This window comes from Jatrophihabitans sp. YIM 134969 (genome assembly GCF_054456675.1).
The window spans coordinates 138,703-160,424 of sequence record NZ_JBTJEQ010000002.1 but is presented as its reverse complement, the minus strand read 5'-3'; the positions used below and the strand labels follow the sequence as shown (position 1 = coordinate 160,424).

Below are 21,722 nucleotides of genomic sequence, written 5' to 3'. Positions count from 1 at the left end.
GACGGGTGGCGGGGCGTCGGTGCGCTGGTGGTGGGGTCAGCTGGACTTGCCGACCTCGGCGGAGTCACCCGAGGGCAGCTCGGAGTGGCCGCCGAACTCCTTGCGCATGGCCGAGAGCAGCTTGTTGGCGTAGAGGTCGTTGCCGCGCGAGGCGAACCGCTCGAACAGGGCCGTGGTGAGCACCGGCGCGGGGACACCCTCGTCGATCGCGGCCTCGACCGTCCAGCGACCCTCACCGGAGTCCGAGACCCGGCCGCCGAACTCGTCGAGGGTCGGCGACTTCGCGAGCGCCGAGGCCGTGAGGTCGAGCAGCCAGGACGAGATGACGCTGCCCCGCCGCCACACCTCGGCGACCGACGCGATGTCGATGTCGTACTGGTAGTACTCCGGGTGCAGCAGCGGCGCGATCTCGGCCGAGTGCTCGGCGTCCTGCGAGCCGATGTTGGCGCCCTTGAGGATGTTCAGACCCTCCGCGTAGGCGGCCATGATCCCGTACTCGATGCCGTTGTGGACCATCTTGACGAAGTGGCCGGCACCGGCCTTGCCACAGTGCAGGTAGCCGTTCTCGGCCTGCGCGAGCTCGCCGTTGCGACCGTCGGTACGCAGGGCGGTCTCGAAGCCCGGGGCGATGGTCTGCAGCAGCGGGTCGATGTGTTCGACGGCCGCGTCGGAGCCGCCGATCATCATGCAGTAACCGCGCTTGAGGCCGAACACGCCGCCGCTGGTGCCGATGTCGACGTAGTGGATGCCCTTGGGCTCCAGGGCCGCCGCGCGGTGGATGTCGTCGTGGTAGTTGCTGTTGCCGCCGTCGATGATGATGTCGCCGGCCTCGAACAGGTCCCCGAGCTTGTCGACGACCGAGCCGGTCACGCTCGCCGGGATCATCACCCAGCCGACGCGCGGGGTCTCGAGCTTGTCGCGGAACTCCTCGAAGGTGCGGGCGCCGGTCGCGCCCTCCTTCTCGAGCGCGACGATGTTGTCCTCGTTCGTGTCGTAGACGACGCAGGTGTGGCCGCCGGCCATCAGACGTCGGACGATGTTGGCACCCATGCGGCCGAGGCCGACCATTCCGAGCTGCATGACGCCCATCTTGCCCGGTGCACTCCAGCGTCTCGCGGGCGGCACCGGACGTTCCCCGAGCGGTCACGGTGTGGATCCCGCACCGACCGCCGACCGGATCTCCGGAAGGGCTTCCGTGACCCCAGTCACGGCCCTTACGCTCCGTTTTCCTGACTCGTGCCATTTCCTCACCGTGGAGGTCCCCGTGTCCCATCACCTGTCCCGACGCCGCCGGGTCGGCGTCGCCGCCACCCTCACCGCCCTCGCCGTCACGGCCGGCTCGGTGGCGGCCGTCGTCGCCACCTCGACCGCCGGAGGCACCGCCGCGGCCGCCGGACGGGCCGGCGGCGTGCAGGCCAACCTGTGGGAGTGGAACTGGAACTCGGTCGCGGCCGAGTGCACGAACGTGCTCGGTCCCGCCGGGTACGCCGGCGTGCAGGTCGCGCCGCCCGCCGACTCCCTGAAGCGGACCGCCACCTCGCCCGACGCCCCGATCCTGCACCCGTGGTGGGAGGTCTACCAGCCGGGCAGCTACAACCTGGTCAGCCGCATGGGCACCGAGAACGAGTTCCACTCGATGGTCACGACGTGCCGCCGCGCGGGCGTCAAGGTGTACGTCGACGCGGTCGTGAACCACATGACCGGCCAGGGGCAGCGCACCTACGGCGGCGTGCGGTACAGCCACCTCGAGTACCCGGGCCTCTACACGAGCGGGAACTTCCACCAACGGGGCGTGGACTGTCCGACCGCCACCGGCGGCATCGACGACTTCAACAACTACCGCCAGGTCACCCAGTGCGAGCTGCTCGGCCTCGCCGACCTCGCCACCGATGACCTCGGGACCCGCGACATCATCGCGGGCTACCTCAACAAGCTCATCGCCTACGGGGTCTCGGGTTTCCGGGTCGACGCCGCCAAGCACGTCGGCATCGAGGACATGAAGGCGCTGCAGAAACTGTTGCACACGACAGCGGATGGCACGCGGCCGTACGTCGCCCTCGAGGTGTTCCCCGACGGCCCGGGCAAGGTCAGCCAGTGGGCGTTCACCGAGGCCGGATCGGTGCTCGGTTTCGACTACGCCTTCCAGATCGAGAAGGCCTTCCGCAGCTACAACGGCACCGGCTACACCGGCAGCATCTCCAGCCTCTCGGTGTTCGGGGAGGCCGCCGGGCTCGTTCCCAGCAACAAGTCGCTCGTCTTCATCCAGAACCACGACACCGAGCGTGACGCCCCCGACAGCGCCCGCACGCTCACCTACCGCGACGGTCGCACCAACATCATCGCGAACCAGTTCATGCTCGCGTACCCCTACGGCACCCCGCAGGTCTACTCGGCCTTCTCGTTCCCGGTCGACCAGACCTACGCCTCACCGCCCGCCCGCGCCGACGGTCGCATCACCGACACCGACTGCGCGAACGGCTGGGTCTGCGTCGACCGCGACCCGGGCGTGCGCGGGATGGTGAAGTTCCGCAACACGGTGGCGAACGCGCCGCTGCGCAACTGGTGGGACGACGGCAACAACATGATCGCGTTCAGCCGTGGCACCGCCGGCTTCTTCGCCGTCAACAACGGCACCGCCACGAAGAACCCGTCGATCCAGACCAGCCTCGACCCCGGCACCTACTGCAACATCGTCGACGGCACCAGGTCCGGCACCACCTGCACCGGCACCCAGGTCGTGGTCGACCGTCACGGCGTCGCCAGGCTCAGCGTGCCCGGCAAGACCGCGGTCGCCTTCACCACCGCCGACCGGGTCGAGTAGTCCGCGAACGTCAGTCCCGTCCGGCCTCGTCGTGGGCGCGGTGCTGGGCCGGGGTGTGCTCCAGCGGCGGTCCGGCGACGTTCGTCGTCGCGGCCGCCGCAGCGGCCCGGTTCGGGACGGGCGTGGCCAGCACGGCGTCGAGCAGGAGCTTCGCGGTGCCGTCGGTGTAGGCGCGCAGGTTCGGCTCGATCGAGAAGACCGTCACGCTGCCGGACCCCACCAGGTCCACCGCTTCGATCGCGCTGCCGGCCAGGGTGTCCGGCTCGTCGATGTACCCCGAGGTGAACGGCGCGGCGGGGAAGGACGCCACGACGGCCGCGCCGTTCGCCGACATCTGGCCGTCGTAGTCCTCCCACAGCGCGTAGTCGTGCGGGTACGGCGAGTTGATCGACAGCAGCGCACCGGGCGAACTCGCCTCCGCCTCGGTGACGGTCGCCGAGGACAGGCCGAGGCGACCGGCCAGCGCCGTGCCGCCCTGCCAGCCGACGTAGCGACCACCCGCCGCCACCCACGCCTTCAGGGCAGAACGGCCGGCGGCGCCGAGCGCGTCGAACGACGGCTGCACGTCGACGTCGGGGACGACCATCACGTCGACGTCGGCCAGCGACGCCGCCGTGATGTCACCGGGTGCGAAGGCGGTGTACGGCACCTTCCAGTCGCGGTCCATCCGCCACCGCAGCCAGCCGGTGGTCTGGTACTGGTAGGTCGGCTCGGGCCGCTGGTCGACGATCGCGATCCGCGGCAGCTTCGCCGGCAGCGCGGGGCGGCCCACCGCCGGCAGCAGGGGAACGGGCTTCGCGGCTGGCACGGTCGCGGTCCCGGTCCAGCCGCCGTCGAGGCCGGAGAGCAACGGGTTGCTCCACGCCGACAGGTCGTAGAAGTACGGGAACGGGACGAACGTGTCGGCGTTCAGCATGGCCTGCACCCAGTGCTTCTGCGCCTGGGCCATCGAGATCCAGTAGGTGCCGCGCGGCAGCGTGGTGCGCTGCGCGGTGCTCGAGCCGTACGCCCGGTAGTCCGCGACGACGAACGGCTGGGTCAGGCGTCGGACCTCGACGTGCGCCTGCTGCAACCGGCGGACCACGGTGCGGGTGTCACGGTCGTCGCCGCGCAGGAAGTACCCGCACACCGGCGCGTCCGGCACCGGCCGGAGCACGGTGTTGCCCGGGTTGAACGTCGCGTTCGGCTCCAGTCGGCACTTCCGACCCTCGGCCAGCGCGGTCGAGAAGATGCCCCGCCACCGCGTGAGGATCTGCTGCCGGTGCGTGGCACCCGTGTACAGGGAGACCCACGCGCTCGTGTACTGGTGCAGCACCCGCTTCGGGTAGGGCGTCTTCGAGCCCTGCTCGTACGTCATGCCGGCCGCTCCGAACTGCGTGGTCGGAACGGTGTCGCCGTAGCCCTGGTAGAAGAGGTCGTAGCCGGACTCGTAGGTCTCGTACCCGAACCCCTTCGCGTCGAACGCGGCGGCGTTGGCCCGGCCGTACAGGTTCGCGATCTCGTCGTACGCGACGTCCGGGGTCTCGTGGTAGATCGGGTCGGAGTTGGGCGGGAAGAAGTAGTTGCTGCCGCCCATCTCGTGCTCGTCGACGTACAGCTGCGGCGGGTACTGCCAGAGCAAGTCGAGCTTGCCGGCGGTCTCGGGCTGGGTGCGGGCGAACCAGTCGCGGTTCATGTCGAACGCGTAGTCGTTGGTCCGGGTGTTCGCGGCGCGGCCGTCCGGGTTCTGCGTCGGGATCAACCCGACCAGGGAGTTGCCGAGGATCGCCTTCGCCACGCAGTCGCTGCGGCTGGCGAGGTCGTAGAGCACCCGCAGCACGGCGTCGCTGCCCGATGGTTCGTTGCCGTGCACGTTGGCCGTGATCCAGAGGACGTCCGGTGTGCGGGCGATGAGGTCGGCGGCCGTCGCGTCGGGGGTGGCCGGGTCACGGATCGCGGCGAGGTCGGCGCTGATCTGCGTCCGCCGCGCGAGCGTCGCCGACGACCCGACCAGTGCATACCGCAACGGTCGGTCCTGCCACGACCGGGCGAAGGTCCCGGTGACGACCCGGTCGCTCGCCCGGTCCACCGCCGTCATGAACGTGCCGATGTCGAGGTCGGTCACCGGCCGAGAGCCGAGCTCGTACCCCAGCACCCGCGCCGGCGACGGCACGGTCGACGACCGCTGCGCCGGGGTGGTGACCGGGCTGCAGGCGGCCGCGGGCGCCGGCGCCGCCGCGGCCCCCGCCGCCACCAACGCGGGGACGAGGGTGAGGCACGCGGTGACGCCAGCGGCCAGGGCGAGGGGGAATCGCATGATCGACATCCAACACCTCACCCGCTACACACGGAAGACACATCGGACGCTGATCTTCGCCGGGTTCAGCGCCCCGGCGGCGCTCCCTACCCCTTCGCGGCGCGGTAGCGCGCGATGAGCGCGTTGGTCGAGCTGTCGTGGTCGAGCTCGCCACCGTCAGGGGCGAGCTGCGGGATGACCTTCTGCGCGAGGACCTTGCCGAGCTCGACGCCCCACTGGTCGAAGCTGTCGATCGACCAGATCGTGCCCTGGGTGAAGACGCTGTGTTCGTAGAGCGCGACCAGCTGGCCGAGCGTGTACGGCGTCAGCCGGTCGAGCAGGAACGTCGAGGTCGGGTGGTTGCCCTCGAACACCTTGAACGGCACGAGGTCCTCGGGAACCCCCTCGGCACGGACCTGGTCGGCCGTCTTGCCGAACGCCAGCGCCCCGGTCTGGGCGAACACGTTCGCGGTGAGCAGGTCGTGGTGGTTGCCGAGCGGGTTCAGCGTGTGCAGGAACCCGATGAAGTCGGCCGGGATCGTCAGCGTGCCCTGGTGGATCAGCTGGTAGAAGCTGTGCTGACCGTTGGTGCCGGGCTCACCCCAGAACACCGGACCGGTCGCGTAGTCCACGCGGTGGCCGTCGGAGGAGACCGACTTGCCGTTGCTCTCCATCGTCAGCTGCTGCAGGTAGGCCGGGAACCGCGAGAGGTACTGGTCGTACGGGAGCACGGCCTGGGTCTGCGCCCCGAAGAAGTCGGCGTACCAGAGGGTCAGCAACCCCATGATGACCGGGATGTTCGACTCCAGTGGCGCGGTGCGGAAGTGCTCGTCGATCGAGTGGAACCCGGCCAGCAGGTCCCGGAAGCCGTCCGGGCCGATGGCGAGCATGGTCGACAGGCCGATCGCGGAGTCCATCGAGTACCGGCCGCCGACCCAGTCCCAGAAGCCGAACATGTTGTCGGTGTCGATGCCGAACTCGCTGACCTTCTCGGCGTTGGTCGACAGCGCCACGAAGTGCTTGGCGACGGCCGACTCGTCGCCGAGGGTGGCGAGCGACCACTCCCGGGCGGTCGCGGCGTTGGTCATCGTCTCCAGCGTGGTGAAGGTCTTCGACGCGACGATGAACAGGGTGGTCTCGGGGTCCAGGTCGCGGGTCTTCTCGGCGAAGTCGGTGCCGTCGACGTTGGAGACGAACCGGAACGTGATGTCCCGGGTCGAGTAGTGACGCAGCGCCTCGTAGGCCATGACCGGGCCGAGGTCGGAACCGCCGATGCCGATGTTGACGACGGCCTCGATCCGCTTGCCGGTGTGGCCGGTCCACTCCCCCGACCGCACCCGGTCGGAGAACGCGGCCATCCGGTCCAGCACCGCGTGGACGTCGGGTACCACGTTGTGGCCGTCGGTCTCGATGACCTCGTCGCGCGGGGCCCGCAGCGCGACGTGCAGGACGGCGCGGTCCTCGGTGGTGTTGATGTGCTCGCCGGCGAACATCGCCTCGATGTGCTCGCGCAGGCCGGACTGCTCGGCGAGCTGGATCAGCAGCGAGATGGTCTCGTCGGTGACCCGCTGCTTGGAGTAGTCGAAGTAGATGCCCTCGTGCTCGAGCGCGAGGCGCGTGCCACGGTCGGGGTCGTCCGCGAACAGCTCCCGCAGGTGGACGTCCTTGATCGCGTCGTAGTGGTCGGAGAGCGCACCGAAGGCCGGTCGCTGGCGCAGCGGAGAGGTCATGCTCCTCAGCCTTCCACCGACCGGCCTCCGGATCACGGTCGCCCCCGGTACCGGGGGTGGCCGGGGGCCTACTTGCGCCCGGCCCGCCAGTTCATGCCCCAGCCGTACTCACGGTCCAGGACGTCCTGGGCGCCCTGCACGAAGTTGACCTCGCGCCGCACGGTCACGACGCCGCCCTCGAACTCCAGCAGGGCCACCGCGCACATCCGCGACTTCCCGCCCTCCTCGTCGAGGGCCACCACGACGTCCGGGCCCTGCGCCGGCGACAGCGTGACCACGCCACCCGCCTCGGCGAACCCGTTCGCGCCCGAGTAGACCGACGCGAACACCAGCACCCGGCGCAACTCGGTGGCGTGCGCCAGGTTGACGTCGAGGTTCTCGCCGCCGCTGACCGCGCCGGAGCGGTCGTCGCCGTCGAGCCGGATGTACGGCGCCTCGTCCCACGAGCCGAACTGGTTGCCGAGCGCCTGGATCACGCCCTTGCGGCCGTCGGCCAGCTCCCACAGACACCCGAGGTCGAGGTCCAGGGTGGTCGCGGCGGCGGCCGCCTCCTTGAGCTTGGTGAGGAAGCCGCGCTTGCCGGACGGCTCCGGGACCGCCGCCGCGGGGCGGGCGTTCCAGTTGAGGTTCACGTGCAGGCGCCCGCCCTGCTTGGCGAGCGAGACGGTCGGGGCGGCCTTGGTCAACGTCACCTTGGTCAGCCCGACCGGCGCCGGCCGCGTCGCTGCGGCCGGCGCCTCGGACTTGCGGTAGTCGATCGGCATCGTGGGGCTCAGACCGCCACGCCGTAGTCGCGGGCGATGCCCGCGAGGCCCGACGAGTACCCCTGCCCGACGGCCCGGAACTTCCACTCCTGGCCGTTGCGGTAGAGCTCGCCGAACACCATCGCGGTCTCCGTCGAGGCGTCCTCGGTGAGGTCGTAGCGGGCGAGCTCGCTGCCGCCGTCCTGGTTCACCACGCGGATGAACGCGTTGCGCACCTGACCGAAGCCCTGCTTGCGCGCCTCGGCCTCGTACACGCTGACCGGGAAGACGATCTTGTCGACCTCGGCCGGCACGGTGGCGAGGTCGACCGTGATGGCCTCGTCGTCGCCGTCGCCCTCACCGGTGCGGTTGTCGCCGGCGTGCGCCACCGAGCCGTCCGGGGAGGTCATGTTGTTGAAGAAGATGAAGTGCTTGTCGGACAGCACCTTGCCGGCCTGGTCGAGCATGAGGGCCGAGGCGTCGAGGTCGAAGTCGTCGCCGGTGGTGCTGCGCGCGTCCCACCCGAGGCCGACGAGCACGGACGTGAGGCCCGGGGCCTCCTTGCTGAGCGAGACGTTGCCGCCCTTGGCGAGGCTGACACCCATGATGTGGTTCTCCTGTTCTCGGTGAATGCTGGAAGGGGATCAGAGATCGAACTCGGCCGGCGGGATGCCGACCGCGTTGCACGCCTCGGCCACGGCCCGCCGCTCGTTGGCGTCGAAGTTGCCGTCGGCCCCGCCGATGATGATCCCGATCTGGATCACCCCGCGGGCCTGGTCGGGCTTGCCCTTGAGCTTGGCGATCGTGCCGATCGCCTCGACCTTGCCGAACTCGAAGTCCTTGTTGAGCTTGTCGGAGTAGAAGTCGAACTTCTGCCGCAGGTCCGCCGCCGGGTGGACCTTCAGCACGTCGTTGTTCTCGATGAGCGACGCCGTGCGCTCACGCTCGGCCGGGTCGATCGACCCGTCCGCGGCGGCGACCAACGCGCACATCGCCATGCTGCCGGCGGCGAACTCCTTGCTGCGGAACTGGTCGGACTTCGCCTTGAGCTGGGTGCTCATGGTCTGCGTGCGTGACTTCAACTGGTCCCAGAGGGCCATCAGGACAACTCCTTGCGAGTGGTGTCGGGTGCAACGGTCTCACCCGCGGTGACCGGTGCGGCCCCGGCGAGACCAGCGTGCGGTCCGTGGGTGTCGGGCAGCTGTGCGTCGTCGGTGGATCCGCCGTGCCCGGCGCCGCCGTCCTTGGGCGGCCGCTTGAGGCTCAGGATGATGGAGCCCGCGAGCACCACCACGATCACCGCGAGGCTGATCCGCGAGTCGATCTCGGGGATGTTCTGGTTGATCACCTTGTGCGAGGCCTGCATCACGAGCTTGACGCCGATGAAGGCGAGGATGATCGCGAGGCCCTTGGACAGGTAGTGGAACTTCTCGAGCAGTCCGGCGAGCAGGAAGTACAGCGCCCGCAGACCCAGGATGGCGAACGCGTTCGAGGTGTAGACGATGAACGCGTCGTCGCTGACCGCGAGCACCGCGGGCACGCTGTCGACCGCGAAGACCAGGTCGGCGGCCTCGATGGCCACGACCACCGCGAGCAGCGGGGTCGCGATGCGCTTGCCCGCCTCCTTCACGAAGAAGTGGGTGCCGGCGTACTCGTCGCGCATCGGCACGAACTTGCGGAGCAGGCGCACGCCGAAGCTCTTGCCGGGGTCGTAGTCGTCGTCGTCGCCCTTGAGCAACTTGTAGGCGCTGTAGAGCAGGATCGCCGCGAAGACGAACAGGACGGCCGTGAACTTGCTGACGATCGCGACGCCCGCGGCGAGGAAGATCGCCCGGAAGACCAGCGCACCGATCACGCCGTAGAACAGCACCCGGTGCTGGTACTCACGGGGGACCTTGAAGTAGGCGAAGATCAACGCGAACACGAACAGGTTGTCGACCGAGAGGCTCTTCTCGAGCAACCAGGCCGTCGTGTACTGCGTTCCTGCTTCGCTCCCGAGGGTGGCGAACAGGATGACGCCGAAGGCCAGGGCCACGCCGACCCACAGCGCGCTCCACCACGCGGCTTCCTTGAACTTGATGACGTGGGCGCCACGGTGGGCCAGCAGGTCGATCGCCAGCAGGATCACCACGGTGCCGCCGAAGGCGAACCAGGCCCAGAGCGGGACAGACACGGTCACTCTCCTTGATCAGCACGCGGCGACCGGGGCGGTCGCCGACGTACCTCCAGGATGTCCTGCCGGAACCGCGCAGTGTCAGCCCACGGCAGGCCAAGTCAGAGGCTCTTCGTTGCCGGGTTTGGGCAATCGGGTGGGCGCAACCTGTGCACCGTCCGTGGTCTCAGCGTAGCGGCGTGGTGGGCCAGTCGAGCAACCGAGCGCCGAGCACCGCGGCCTGCAGGCCGAACCGCTCGGCGGGGTCGGCGGGGTCGTGCCCGGTGAGCTCGTGCACCCGTGCGAGCCGGTACGTCACCGCCCGGACCGACAGGTGGAGCTCGCGGGCGGTGAGGGCGGCGTTGCCGCCCGCGTCGAAGTACGCCGCCAGGGTGTCGAGCAGCGGCTCCGCGCCGCCGCGGGCCTCGAGCAGCGGGGTCAGCAGCGTCGCGACCAGGTCGACGATCGCCGGCCGGTCGCGCAGCAGCAGCTGGTGTACCAGCAGGTCACGGGCCTCCACGACCGGGACCGTGAGGCCGATCCGCTCCGCGATGTCGCGTCCGGCCCGCGCCTCGCGGTACGAGGTCGCGACCCCCTCCGCGCCGATCCCGGAGCGCCCGAGGGTGACCTGCCAGGTCCCGAGCCGCATGCGGCGCGACAGCCGGACCCGGTCGTCCTCCTCCCCCGGCCTCGGCCCGAGCGTGGTGACGATCCGGTCGACGACGTGGTCGACGCCGGCGCGGTCCGGTGCGGCGAACACCACGACCAGGCGCCCTTCCTTCGTCGCGACCAGCACCTCGGCGTCACCGCGCCGACCCTGCACCGCCCGCTGGACGGCACCGATCACCGGGAGGTCGTCGCGCAGTTCGACGTCCGCGGTGACGAGCGCGACCGCGTGGGGGCCGGTGAGGTCGAGGCCGAACCCGCCGGCGCGGGCGAGCAACCCGGTGACGTCGGCCGTGCCGGAGAGCAGGTCGTCGACGAACTCGCGCCGGGTCGACTCCTGCGCGCGCACCAACGCGCGTCGGGCCAGTTGGTACCCCTCGGCGAGGGCAGCCACAGCGTCGTCGGCGGCGTGGAGCATGACCTCGCCGGCGACCACGACGGCGTCGGGGTCGTCCGCGGCCCGGGTGACGGCCGGCAGGTGCCGCCACAACCGCCAGCAGGCCGAGAGGTAGAGGTCGAGCAGCGCTCGCAGCGCGACGCCCTGCCGGGCCGCCTGCGCCCCGAGGGACTGGTAGGTCTTCATCTGCCGGGCGTCGAGCGCGGCACCCGACGCCACCGCCGCGACCACCTCCGGCAGGAAGTCACCGAGCAGGGCGACCGGGACCTGCCCCGAGTCCTGGGCCGCACCGGCAGCGACGGCCGTCAGGACGTCGTCCCCGACCGTCTGCCCCCGCCGCGTCACCATCAGCTCGTGATGTCCTTGCGGCCGAAGTGCCAGAACGCGATGCCGAACATCACCGCGGCGTACGCGACCGAGGTCGCCGCTCCCCGCGACATCCCCGACCACACGATCGGGGTCTGCAGGGCGTCGAGCCACGCGAACTGGAAGTGGGTCGGCAGGTAGTCACGCAGGCTGCCGAGCGCGGTGATCGAATCGAGGATGTTCGACAGCACCACCAGCATGACCGCGCCACCGACCGCGCCGAGCGGGGCATCGGTGAGCACCGAGAGCAGGAACGCGAGCGCCGCGACCACCAGCGCCGAGACGGAGGCGTAGCCCGCGACGACGGCGAGTTTCCACACGGCCGTACCGAACGTGAAGGTGTCGCCGGTGGGCGAGCGCACCGAGCCCCAGCCGTAGAACAACCCGCCGATGACGTAGCTCCAGATCGGCAGGACCAGGTTGGCCCCGAACGACAGCAACAGGGCGACGCTGAGCTTCGTTCGCAGGAACCGTGGCCGAGGCACGGGCGCGGCGAGCAGGTACCGCAACGTCGACCACGACGCCTCGCCCGCCACGGTGTCACCGCAGAACAACGCCACGATCACGACGAGCAGGAACCCCACCGAGGCGAACTCGGCGAACAACGCGAAGTTGCCGGCACTGGCCGTGGCGAGATCCACCAGCGCCGGCGCGCCGCTGCTGTCGCCGGAGGAGAACTGGAACGCGATGGCCAGCACGATCGGCAGGATCGCCAGCAGCCCGAACGCGAACTGGGTGCGCCGCCGCCCGATCTGGCGGCGGATCTCGACCCCGACGGTCAGCGTCCGCCCCGGGCGGTAGCCGTGCGCCGCTCCGGCCGCGCCCGTCTCGCCCGTGGGGGCGGCGGCGAGCGCGTCGAGCAGATCGTGCATGCCGCGCCGGGTCGCGGCCGAGACCGAGTGACCGGGCTCGGGTGCACCGTGCAACGGTTCGCTCATCGCCCGTCCCCTCCGTCGTCGATCAGTTCCAGGAAGACGTCCTCGAGCGCGCGCCGGGCGGGCACGGCGGTGGCGGCGATGCCGGCGGCCTGCAGCACCTCGGCGGCGCGGGTGGCGTCGTCGACGGCCAACTGCGTGCCGCCCTGCCCCGCGACGTCGGCGACCGTGCCGGCCGCGACCACCCGGCCCCGGTGCATGACCACGACGTGGGTGCAGGTCTGCTCGACCTCGGCCAGCAGGTGCGAGCTCAGCAGCACGGTGCGGCCGGTCTCGGCGTAGCGGCGCAGGACCTCCCGCATCTCGGCGATCTGCGGCGGGTCGAGGCCGTTGGTCGGCTCGTCGAGCACCAGGACCTCGGGGAGACCGAGCATCGCCTGGGCGATCGCCAACCGTTGCCGCATGCCCTGGCTGTAGGTCTTGACCTTGCGGTCGATCGACGACCCGAGCCCCGCGATCTGCGCCGCGACGTCGAAGCGGGCGTCGTCGTCCGGGCGGCCGGTCGCCGCCCAGTAGAGGCGCAGGTTGTCCTCGCCGGAGAGGTGGGGCATGAAACCCGAGCCCTCGACGAAGGATCCGAGCCGCGAGAGCACGGCGGCACCCGGCAGAACTGGTTCGCCGAACACCCGCACCGAACCCGAGGTCGGGCGCATCAGCCCCATGAGCACGCGCAACGCGGTGGTCTTGCCCGCGCCGTTGGGTCCGAGCAGCCCGACGACCTGCCCGCGCTCGACGACGAAGCTCACGCCGTCGACGGCGCGGTAGCCGTCCTTGTAAGTCTTGACCAGGTCCTGCACCGCGACCGGCACGTCCGACAGTCGCTCGTCCAACCCCGCGACGTGCGCCCGGCGCCGCCGCCACCACGCAGCGGCGCCGAAGGCCGCGACGACGAGGACGACGAGGAGCGCCACGATCCACGGCGTCCAGGACACCGACGACGCGATGGCGGTGGCCGTGACGGTCGGCACCCGGACGTCACCCGCGACCGCGACGAGGTAGGTGCGGGCGTCGGTGGGCATGCCGTAGGCCTGGTCGGTGGTCGAGACCGTCACCGCAACCCGGTGACCGGCCGGCACCTGGTACGCGATGGTCGGCAGCTGCACCTGCACGGTGGTCGGCTGCCCGGGGGTGAGGCGGTCGAGTCGCACCGGCGCGACCAGGTTGGCGGGCAGGGTCTCGCCGCCGCCGAACAGTCCGCCGCCGGAGGGGTCGACGTCGCGCAGGGCGAGGAACAGGGTGGCGTCGGTGGTGGTCGCCGGGGTGATGCGCAGTGACATCGTCGGAGCGCCGGCGATCAACGTTGCATCGGGCAACGGTTCGCTGAGGAACACCGCCGTCTGCCCGGGGATCGCCGGCAGTGCGCCGGCGCCGCCGGCGACGCTGAGCAGGCCGCCCACACCGGGCAGGCTCGACACCGCGGCGGGCACGCCGCCCGCCGGGGCCGCGATCGGCTGCGGCGTGGTCGGGAGGGTCACGTCGAGCTGGTCGCTCCGGTGGCCGTCGATGCCGGGGTAACCGCCGTCGACCCGGTAGGTCTGCCCGACCCAGTCGGTGGTCTGCGTCGCGGCCGAGACCCGTGGCCCGCCCCGCGCCAACTGGAACGAGCGGGTCGACGTGCCCTCGCCGCGCAGGTGTTCGTCGAACCACTGCTCCCGCGTGGAGGTCACGACGTCGTTGCCGGTGCCGGGTGAGTCATGGCCGCCCTGCCGCCACACCACGCGGACGTCGGTTCCCGCGCCGGCGATGGCCCTGGCGTTGGCGTCGACCTGGCTGAGCGGGAACAGCGAGTCGTCCTCGCCCTGGGTCAGCAGCGTCGGCGCGGTGATGGACCCGGCGACGGTCTCGGGGCTCGACGCCCGCAGCAGCGCCGCGGTGGAGTCCGAGACCTCCCCGGTCGAGGCCAGGTCCTGGTAAGCGGCGCAGACGTCCGCGGCGAACCGTCCGCACGAGACCGCGCGGCTCAGCGCCGCGGCCCCGCCGGCGGCGGAGTCGGCGCCAGGCGCACCGCCCGCGGCGAACCCGCCCTGGAACAGGTAACCCGCCCACTGCTTCTTGAACACGCCGTTCGGGGCGAGTGCCTGCTGCAGGTCGTTCCAGGTGATGTCGGCGGCGACGGCGTCGACACGGCGGTCGGTCCCGGCGAGCAGCAGCGCCAGCGCGCCGCCGTAGGAACCGCCGGCCACGCCGACCCGCGGGTCACCCGGGGCGTCCTTCCGCACCTCGGGACGCGACGCCAGGAAGTCGACGAGGCGGCGGGCGTCCGCCACCTCGTAGTCGGGGGCGTCGAGGTGGATGGCCCCGCCGGAGGCGCCGAACCCGCGGGCGCTGTAGGTCAGGACCACGTAGCCGTGCCGGGCGAGGTCCTCGGCGGCGGAGGTCTCGGAGTTCTTGCTGCCGCCGAACCCGTGCGCGAGCAGGACGGCCGGGGCCGGGGTGCTGGAGGGCAGGAACAGGGTGGTGTCGAGTTCGACGGCGCGGCCGTCCTCAGGCGTGGCCTCGATGAACTGGGTGCGCGTCGCGACGTCCGCGGGGCGGGTGGCCACGAGCGCGACGGCGACGGCCGCGACCGCCACGACGAGGACGGCGACGATGACGAGCAACCGCCGGGAGGGCCGCCAGCCGCGGGCGCGGGTGAGGACCGAGCTCACGCGCGTACGCCGGGCGGGATCACTCCGCGAGCGTACGGAGCTTCTCCCCCTTGGCCCGCGCCGCCTCAGTCAGCCCTCGGGCGAACCGGTCGAGCTCGGCCGTCAGCCGCGGGTCGCCCGCGGCGAGGATCCGGACGGCCAGCAGGCCCGCGTTCCGGGCCCCGCCGATCGACACCGTCGCGACCGGGATGCCCGCCGGCATCTGCACGATCGACAGCAGCGAGTCCATGCCGTCGAGGTACTTGAGCGGCACCGGCACGCCGATGACCGGCAGCGTCGTCATGGCGGCGACCATGCCGGGGAGGTGGGCCGCGCCGCCGGCTCCGGCGATGACGACCTTCAGCCCGCGGCCGGCGGCGGCCCGGGCGTAGGCCGCCATCTCGTCGGGCATCCGGTGGGCGGAGACGACGTCGGCCTCGAACGGCACGCCGAACTCCGTCAGCGCCTCGGCCGCGGCCGACATCGTCGGCCAGTCCGAGTCGCTGCCCATGATCAGCCCGACCACCGGGGCGGCGCGCTCAGCCATGTGGGCCTCCGACAATGCCGTTTCCTCGGGCAAGGTAGTCGGCCGCGGCGCGGGCGCGGGCGCGGACGTCGTCGAGGTCGGTCCCGATCGCGTTGACGTGCCCGACCTTGCGGCCCGGGCGCCAGCCCTTGCCGTACAGGTGGACCTTGACGTCCGGCCACTGCGCGAACAGGTGGTGCAGCCGTTCGTCGACCGTGGCGGGTTGCACGTCGACGTCCCCGGGTGCGCCGATGACGTTGGCCATCACGGTCCAGGGGGCGATCGGCGCCGTGGCCCCGAGCGGGTAGTCCAGGACGGCCCGCAGGTGCTGTTCGAACTGCGAGGTCCGGGCCCCGTCCATCGTCCAGTGGCCACTGTTGTGCGGGCGCATCGCCAGTTCGTTGACCAGCAGGCGGCCGCCGCTCACGAACAACTCGACGGCGAGCAGGCCGACGACACCCAGTTCGCCCGCGATGCGCAGGGCGAGGTGTTCGGCCTCGGCGGCGAGGTCGGGGTCGAGGTCCGGGGCGGGTGCGATGACCTCGACGCAGATGCCGTCGCGCTGCACGGTCTCGACCACCGGGTAGGCCGCGCCCTGCCCGAACGGCGAGCGGGCGACCAGCGCTGCGACCTCGCGGTCGAGGCGGACCAGTTCCTCGCCCATCAGCGGGACGCCGCTGTCGACGACCTCCCGGGCCTGGTCGAGGTCGTCGACGACCCAGACGCCCCGGCCGTCGTACCCACCGCGGGTGGCCTTGAGGACGAACGGCCAGCCGACCTCGGCGGCGAACGCCTCGACCTCGAGGAGGGTGACGCCCGGGTCGGACACGGTGAACTCGGTCCACGTCGGCACCGGTGCGCCCAGGTCGGTGAGGCGGCGGCGCATGAGTGCCTTGTCCTGTGCGTACTGCAACGCTTCCCGGCCGGGGTAGACCTTGTGGCCCGCCGCGACCATCGCCTCGATGTGCTCGCCGGGCACGTGCTCGTGGTCGAACGTGACCACGTCACACCCCGCGGCGAACCCCATGAGGGCGTCGAGATCGGTGTGGGTGCCGAGGACCACGTCGGGGGTGACGAGCGCGGCCGATTCGTCCGGTCCGACCGAGAGCACCCGCAGGGACTGGCCGAGGGCGATGGCGGCCTGGTGGGTCATGCGGGCCAGTTGCCCGCCGCCGATCATCCCGACCACGGGCAGAGCGGTGCGTGGGTCCACGCCCAGCAGGCTACTGAGCGTCGAGAGGCTTCCGGGCACGGTGGCCGGTAGCGTGCTCGGACGTGAACTCGCTGGTCGACCACGTGCGCAACTCGTGGCGCATCCTCCTCAAGGAGGTCGCCGCGTTCGGGGCCGTCGGCGCGGTCGGCCTCGTGATCCAGCTCGGGCTGTTCAACCTGCTCCACGACATCGGGGCGCTGAAGGCCAACGCGATCGCGATGGTCGCGGCCACCGCCTTCGCCTACGTCGGCAACCGCTACCTGTCGTTCTCCCACCGCGCCCGCACGGGTCTGGGTCGTGAGGCGAGCTGGTTCTTCGCCATCAACGCCGTCACGTTCGTCATCGCCGAGCTCATCCTCGGCGTGGCCTACCTCTTCGGCGAGCAGCAGGACAAGCTGGTCACCAACGTGCTGAACCTGGTCGGCATCGGGGTGGGCACGATCATCCGGTTCTGGGCCTACAAGCGGTTCGTGTTCCTGCACCCCGACCGGGTCAACGTCGTCACCGGGGAGATCGACGCCGAGGACGCTCCGGTCGTCGACAACCCCGCCGCCTGACCGACTTCCCGGGAAGCTCTGCACCGGTCCGGCCTCACGGCGGCCGAGATGTCGGTCACAGCTCGGCCGCCCCGCAGAGGCCTCAGCGGTGCGCGACGGCCAGCACGCACACGTCGTCGGTGACGACGTCCGAGGCCGCACGGCGGTCGGCCAGGGCGGTGGCGAGCCGGTCGGCGGTGACGCGGAAGCGGCGCATCTCGGCGGCGGCCGTGGCGAGGTCGTCGAGGCTGTCGTCGAGGTCGACGTCGCGGCGCTCGACCAGACCGTCGGTGTAGAGCAGCACCGTCTCGCCGGGAGCGACCACGTGGGTGGTCGTGGCGTACCCGTGGGCGTCCGTTGCACCCAGCATCGGTCCGACCGGGCCGTCGAGGAACCGGGCCGTGCCGTCGGTGGCGACGGCCAGGGCAGGCATGTGGCCGGCGTCGGCGACGACCGCGACGCGCCGCACCGGGTCGTACTCGACGCACAACATGGAGGCCAGCAGGTCGGGGCCGTGGTGCCGCAGCAGCGCGTTGGTGCGGGCGAGCACCTCGGCCGGGCCGCACCCGCCGACGGCGTAGGCCCGGGCCGAGTACCGGATCTTGCCCATCGTGCGCGCTGCGGACGTGCCGTGACCGGCGACGTCGCCGATGACGAGGTGGAGGTTCCCGCTGGGGAGGACGAACGCGTCGTACCAGTCGCCGCCGACGTCCGGGGCCTGGCCGAGCGGGCGGTACACCGCGGCGATGTCGATGCCCTCGAGATCGGGCAGGGAGTGCGGGAGCAGGGTCGCCTGCAGGACGTCGGCCGTGGCCCGGTGCTCCGCGGCCAACGTTGCACGCTGCAACGCCACGCTCGCGAACGACGCGATGGCGGTCAGCGTCGCGCGCTCGTCGGGCCCCAGCTCGTGGGGCTCGTCCCACACCACGGTGACCACCCCGGTGGTCACGCCGTCGACCAGCAGCGGCACCGCGGCCACGGCCTCGACCGACTCGGCGTACGGCGCGCTGGCGAGGGCCGGGACCGCGTTCTCGACGGCGGTCCGGGTCGGCAGGAACAGGGGGTTTCCCCTGCGCGCCACGAGACAACTGGGCAGGCCGTCGTCGAGCAGGTCGTGGCGGGTGGCTCCCGGTGAGCCGAACCCGTGCGTCATCGACAGGGTCGTGAGGTGCCGTCGGTCGCGTTCGACCACCGACACGCGGACCGCGACGGCACCGAGGCCGGTGCACGTGACGGTGGACAGGACGCGGGCGACGTCGTCAGGGGTCCGGGCCGCGGCGAGCGCGGGGCCGAGGCGGACCAGCAGTTCGGTGGCCGACGCCGATCGCCGTGCGGCGGTCGCCCGGTCGTCGTCCGCGCGGGTCTCGACCCGCGGGTCACCCGTGGCCGTCCGCGGCGCGCCGAGGACGGCCCAGACCCGGCCGCCCCCCTCGATCGCGACCCGACCCCAGCGGTCGGCGAGGCGGTCGACCACGGCGAGGCCGCGGCCGCTGGTGGCGGACGCCGAGGGCAGCCGCGGGTGGGCGGTGCCGTCGCCCGCGGTGCCGTCGAACTCGACCACGAGGCTGACGCGGTCGCCCAGGTCGACGACCTCGACGTCGACGCGGGTGGCGTGGTCGTGGCGGACGGCGTTGGTGACCAGTTCGGACACGACCAGCCGGGCGTCGTCGATGGCTTCGGGCTCGACGCCCCAGCCGGCGAGGCAGCGCCCGACCAGGTCGCGGGCACCCGAGACCGACAGTTCCGGCGCGGCGTACCGGCGGCGCGCGCCATCCGTGGTCGACGGGGTGGGCGAGGAGGGTGCGGCGGCCGCGGGGCGGACGGTCGCGGCGAACCGGTGGACCGCCCGGGCGGCGGGTCGGTCGGCGGGGGGCAGGGCTTCGACGGGCATCGGGCGGTGACCTCGGTTCCCCGGTGCTCGGTGCGCGGTGGCGGTGGGTGCCCCCGCCGGGCTGCTGGCGGGAGGTGTCCGGTCGGGGACGTGACCGGTGCGGAGCGCTCGGGGGGCACGTTCCACACCGGCCACGACCGGCGCCGCGGGCCTGCGTGGTTCAAGACCGCGATGAACTAACACTAACTTCACTCGCTCGGCTGTCAAGGGTCTCGACCCCACCAGCACGGGCCTGTAAGCCTTTCGAGCCACCGGACGCAGGGGTGGATCGCGGCGCTGCCGACCGTTCGGCTCCAGGAAGCTCGGCCGTTGAGCCTCTCCGACCGGCGGTGGACCCCATGGACCGGCAGCCGGACTTGCGCCTGCCGAACGAGTGTTCGATACTTCCGGGATGACGTCGGCGCTCGCGGTGGACTCCCCCGCCGACGTCTCGGCTGCCCTCGCCGAGGCCGTGCGCCGGGCCGGGCGGATCGCCCCCGGCGCCGCCCCGGACCTGTCCGCCGCCGCCGTCCGGGCCCGTCCGGCACTGCCGGTCGACCCGGCCTTCGCGCCGCTGCTGCCCGGGGGGTTGCGGCGCGGGACCTCGGTCGGCGTCGCCGGCGGGGTCGCCTCGACCTCCCTCACCCTCTCGCTCGTCGGAGCCGCCGTCGCGGCCGGGTCCTGGTGCGCGCTCGTCGGCCTGCCTCCGCTCACCGCCGAGGCGGTCGAGGGGTTCGGTCTCGAGCTGTCACGGGTGGCCGTCGTCCCCGCCGCGTCCCTCACCCGCGGCTCGGCGACGGCCGGGTGGACCACCGCGGTGGGGGCGTTGGTCGACGCCGTCGACCTCGTCGTGGTGCGGCCTCCGGGCCGGCTGCCCGACGGCGACGTCCGCCGGCTGACCGCCCGCGCCCGTTCCCGTGGTGCGGTCCTGGTGGTCCTCACCCCCGGCGGGATCGGGTGGCCGGGGCTCGACGTCCGGTTGTCGGCCGACCACGTGGCGTGGGCCGGGCACGACGCGCCGGCCGGCGCGGGTTCGCGCGGGCACGGCCGGTTGCGGGCGCGCCGGGTCGACCTGCGCAGCCACGGCCGGGGCGCGCCGTCCCCGCCGTTGCCGTTGTGGCTGCCCGGACCGTCCGGTGGGGTCGAGCCGGTGGCACCGCCGGTCGCGGTGCCCACCCCGTTGCGCAAGGTCGGCTAGTGGACGTCCCACGGGTGGCGGCGGTGTGGTGCCCCGACTGGCCGGTCACCGCGGCGGTGGCCGAGGCCGGGATCGACCCGGAGGCGCCCGCCGCCGTGGTCGTCGCGAACCGGGTGGTGGCCTGCTCGCACGCCGCCCGCCGGGCGGGGATCCGGCGCGGGTTGCGGCGGCGCGAGGCGCAGGGCCGCTGCCCCGAGCTCGCCGTCCTCGCCCGCGCGGAGTTGGCCGAGGTCCGCGCGTTCGAGCCGATCGCGCAGGCCATGGAGTCGATCGCCCCCGGCGTCGAGGTGGTGCGGCCGGGGCTCGCGACCGTCACCCTCACCGGCCCGACCCGCTACTTCGGCGGCGAGAACGCCGTGCTGCACGCGTTGACCACCGCGATCGGGGCGTCGGCCGGGGAACTCGCGAGCGACGTCGTCATCGGTGCGGCCGACGGCGCGTTCGCCGCGGTGCAGGCCGCCCGGCAGGGCGTGCTCATCGAGGCCGGCGGCTCCCCCGCGTTCCTCGCCGATCTCCCGGTCGCCACCATCGACCCCTCCGGCGACTCCCCACTCGTGGATCTGTTGGTGCGGTTGGGGATCCGCACCCTCGGTGCGTTCGCCGCCCTGCCGGCGGCCGACGTCCTCGCCCGCTTCGGCCCCGACGGCGCGTGGGCGCACCAGCAGGCGGGCGGGCGTGACGACCGTCCGGTCGCGGGCCGTCGCCCCCCGACCGGGTTCACGGTGTCGGTCGACCTCGACCCGCCGGTCGACCGGGTCGACACCGTCGCGTTCTCCGTGCGCGGTCTCGGTGAGCAGTTCGTGGCCGACCTCGGCGCGCACGGCCTCGCCTGCACCTGCCTCGAGGTCACCGCGATCACCGAGAACGGCGAGGAATCCGTGCGCCGCTGGCGCCACACCGGCGTGCTCGGCAGCGTCGAGGTGCTCGACCGCGTGCGCTGGCAGTTGGAGGGCTGGCTCTCGGGTGGGGTGAACGCCGGGGCGGTGTCGTCGTACGGCGGTCACCGCCGCCCCACCGGCGGGATCGTGCGGGTCGCGCTCGCGCCGGTCGAGACCGTGCCGACCGGAACGCACCAGCAGTCGCTCTGGGGCGGCAGCGGCGCCGACGACGAACGCGCCCACCGCGGCCTCGCCCGCGTGCAGACCCTCCTCGGCCACGGCTCGGTCCTGGTGCCGGTCGTGGCCGGTGGCCGGGATCCCGCCGCCCGCTCCGAGTTGGTGCCGTGGGGTGACGAACCCACCCCGTCACGCTCCCCCGCCGCCCCCTGGCCCGGTTCACTCCCCGCGCCCCACCCGACGGTCCTGCTCGATCCCCCGCGCCCCGTCGCGGTGACGGACTCCGCCGGCCGCACCATCACCGTCACCGACCGCGGCGCCGTGGCCGGCATCCCCGCCGTGCTCCGATCCGCCGCCGATTCCTGGCCCATCACGTCGTGGGCCGGACCCTGGCCGGTCGACGAACGCTGGTGGGACCCGTCGTCCGCCCTCTCGGTCTCCGGCCTGCGGGCGAGGTTCCAGCTCGTGGACGTCCACGGCCGCGCCTACCTCGCCACCCACACCCGCTCCGGCCCGGACGTCACCTGGACCCTCGACGCCGTCTACGACTGATCGTTGCAGCTGGCAACGCTTGACACCCCGCGCCTGGGGGCCACACGGCCCGTACACGTC

17 protein-coding genes are annotated in these 21,722 nt (G+C 72.3%); 4 read left to right on the top strand and 13 right to left on the bottom strand.

Going from position 1 to position 21,722, the window contains the following annotated elements; genetic code table 11:
* Nucleotides 1–36: 36 nt before the first annotated feature.
* On the bottom strand, nucleotides 37–1,080 hold the full coding sequence (gene gnd / locus ACXR2U_RS01980) for a phosphogluconate dehydrogenase (NAD(+)-dependent, decarboxylating) (protein ID WP_458823241.1): 1,044 nt from the start codon (nucleotides 1,078–1,080) through the stop codon (nucleotides 37–39).
* Between the two features lie 184 nt (nucleotides 1,081–1,264).
* On the opposite strand from gnd, the gene ACXR2U_RS01975 reads away from it, so the two are divergent.
* A complete protein-coding gene (locus ACXR2U_RS01975) occupies nucleotides 1,265–2,821 on the top strand; it encodes an alpha-amylase (protein WP_458823240.1) in 1,557 nt (518 codons plus the stop codon).
* 10 nt (nucleotides 2,822–2,831) lie between these two features.
* On the opposite strand, the gene ACXR2U_RS01970 is transcribed toward ACXR2U_RS01975, so the two are convergent.
* The 11 genes from ACXR2U_RS01970 to ACXR2U_RS01920 form a co-directional block, all read right to left on the bottom strand.
* On the bottom strand, nucleotides 2,832–5,117 hold the full coding sequence (locus tag ACXR2U_RS01970) for a M14 family zinc carboxypeptidase (RefSeq protein ID WP_458823239.1): 2,286 nt from the start codon (nucleotides 5,115–5,117) through the stop codon (nucleotides 2,832–2,834).
* 86 nt (nucleotides 5,118–5,203) lie between these two features.
* Nucleotides 5,204–6,826, bottom strand: coding sequence for a glucose-6-phosphate isomerase (pgi, locus tag ACXR2U_RS01965; protein WP_458823238.1), 1,623 nt, complete (start codon nucleotides 6,824–6,826; stop codon nucleotides 5,204–5,206).
* 68 nt (nucleotides 6,827–6,894) lie between these two features.
* Nucleotides 6,895–7,590, bottom strand: a complete 696-nt coding sequence (locus ACXR2U_RS01960) for a Tellurium resistance (RefSeq protein WP_458823237.1) — start codon at nucleotides 7,588–7,590, stop codon at nucleotides 6,895–6,897.
* A gap of 8 nt (nucleotides 7,591–7,598) precedes the next feature.
* A complete protein-coding gene (locus ACXR2U_RS01955) occupies nucleotides 7,599–8,174 on the bottom strand; it encodes a TerD family protein (protein WP_458823236.1) in 576 nt (191 codons plus the stop codon).
* A gap of 39 nt (nucleotides 8,175–8,213) precedes the next feature.
* Nucleotides 8,214–8,669, bottom strand: coding sequence for a tellurite resistance TerB family protein (locus ACXR2U_RS01950; RefSeq protein WP_458823235.1), 456 nt, complete (start codon nucleotides 8,667–8,669; stop codon nucleotides 8,214–8,216).
* On the bottom strand, nucleotides 8,669–9,742 hold the full coding sequence (locus ACXR2U_RS01945; RefSeq protein WP_458823234.1) for a TerC family protein: 1,074 nt from the start codon (nucleotides 9,740–9,742) through the stop codon (nucleotides 8,669–8,671). The genes ACXR2U_RS01950 and ACXR2U_RS01945 overlap by 1 nt, the downstream gene beginning before the upstream one ends.
* Before the next feature lie 166 nt (nucleotides 9,743–9,908).
* Nucleotides 9,909–11,132 (bottom strand): PucR family transcriptional regulator, encoded by a 1,224-nt coding sequence (locus tag ACXR2U_RS01940; RefSeq protein ID WP_458823233.1) that lies wholly within the window; start codon nucleotides 11,130–11,132, stop codon nucleotides 9,909–9,911.
* Complete coding sequence (locus ACXR2U_RS01935) at nucleotides 11,132–12,088, bottom strand: ABC transporter permease (protein WP_458823232.1); 957 nt, start codon at nucleotides 12,086–12,088, stop codon at nucleotides 11,132–11,134. The genes ACXR2U_RS01940 and ACXR2U_RS01935 overlap by 1 nt, the downstream gene beginning before the upstream one ends.
* Complete coding sequence (locus ACXR2U_RS01930; RefSeq protein ID WP_458823231.1) at nucleotides 12,085–14,733, bottom strand: alpha/beta fold hydrolase; 2,649 nt, start codon at nucleotides 14,731–14,733, stop codon at nucleotides 12,085–12,087. Before ACXR2U_RS01930 ends, ACXR2U_RS01935 begins: the two co-directional genes overlap by 4 nt.
* A gap of 19 nt (nucleotides 14,734–14,752) precedes the next feature.
* Nucleotides 14,753–15,259 (bottom strand): 5-(carboxyamino)imidazole ribonucleotide mutase, encoded by a 507-nt coding sequence (gene purE / locus ACXR2U_RS01925; RefSeq protein WP_458823230.1) that lies wholly within the window; start codon nucleotides 15,257–15,259, stop codon nucleotides 14,753–14,755.
* Nucleotides 15,252–16,451 carry a 5-(carboxyamino)imidazole ribonucleotide synthase gene (locus ACXR2U_RS01920; protein ID WP_458823229.1) on the bottom strand — a complete coding sequence of 400 codons (1,200 nt, stop codon included), beginning with the start codon at nucleotides 16,449–16,451 and terminating at the stop codon, nucleotides 15,252–15,254. The genes purE and ACXR2U_RS01920 overlap by 8 nt, the downstream gene beginning before the upstream one ends.
* A 62-nt stretch (nucleotides 16,452–16,513) precedes the next feature.
* On the opposite strand from ACXR2U_RS01920, the gene ACXR2U_RS01915 reads away from it, so the two are divergent.
* Entirely contained in the window at nucleotides 16,514–17,008 is a 495-nt protein-coding gene (locus tag ACXR2U_RS01915; protein WP_458823228.1) for a GtrA family protein, read from the top strand.
* Between the two features lie 82 nt (nucleotides 17,009–17,090).
* Here ACXR2U_RS01915 and ACXR2U_RS01910 read toward each other — a convergent pair whose 3' ends face one another.
* Nucleotides 17,091–18,878 carry a SpoIIE family protein phosphatase gene (locus tag ACXR2U_RS01910; protein WP_458823227.1) on the bottom strand — a complete coding sequence of 596 codons (1,788 nt, stop codon included), beginning with the start codon at nucleotides 18,876–18,878 and terminating at the stop codon, nucleotides 17,091–17,093.
* A gap of 391 nt (nucleotides 18,879–19,269) precedes the next feature.
* Between ACXR2U_RS01910 and ACXR2U_RS01905 the strand changes: the two genes are divergently transcribed.
* Both ACXR2U_RS01905 and ACXR2U_RS01900 read left to right on the top strand, forming a co-directional pair.
* Complete coding sequence (locus ACXR2U_RS01905; protein ID WP_458823226.1) at nucleotides 19,270–20,055, top strand: hypothetical protein; 786 nt, start codon at nucleotides 19,270–19,272, stop codon at nucleotides 20,053–20,055.
* On the top strand, nucleotides 20,055–21,662 hold the full coding sequence (locus tag ACXR2U_RS01900) for a DNA polymerase Y family protein (RefSeq protein WP_458823225.1): 1,608 nt from the start codon (nucleotides 20,055–20,057) through the stop codon (nucleotides 21,660–21,662). Before ACXR2U_RS01905 ends, ACXR2U_RS01900 begins: the two co-directional genes overlap by 1 nt.
* The last annotated feature ends 60 nt before the right edge of the window (nucleotides 21,663–21,722 follow it).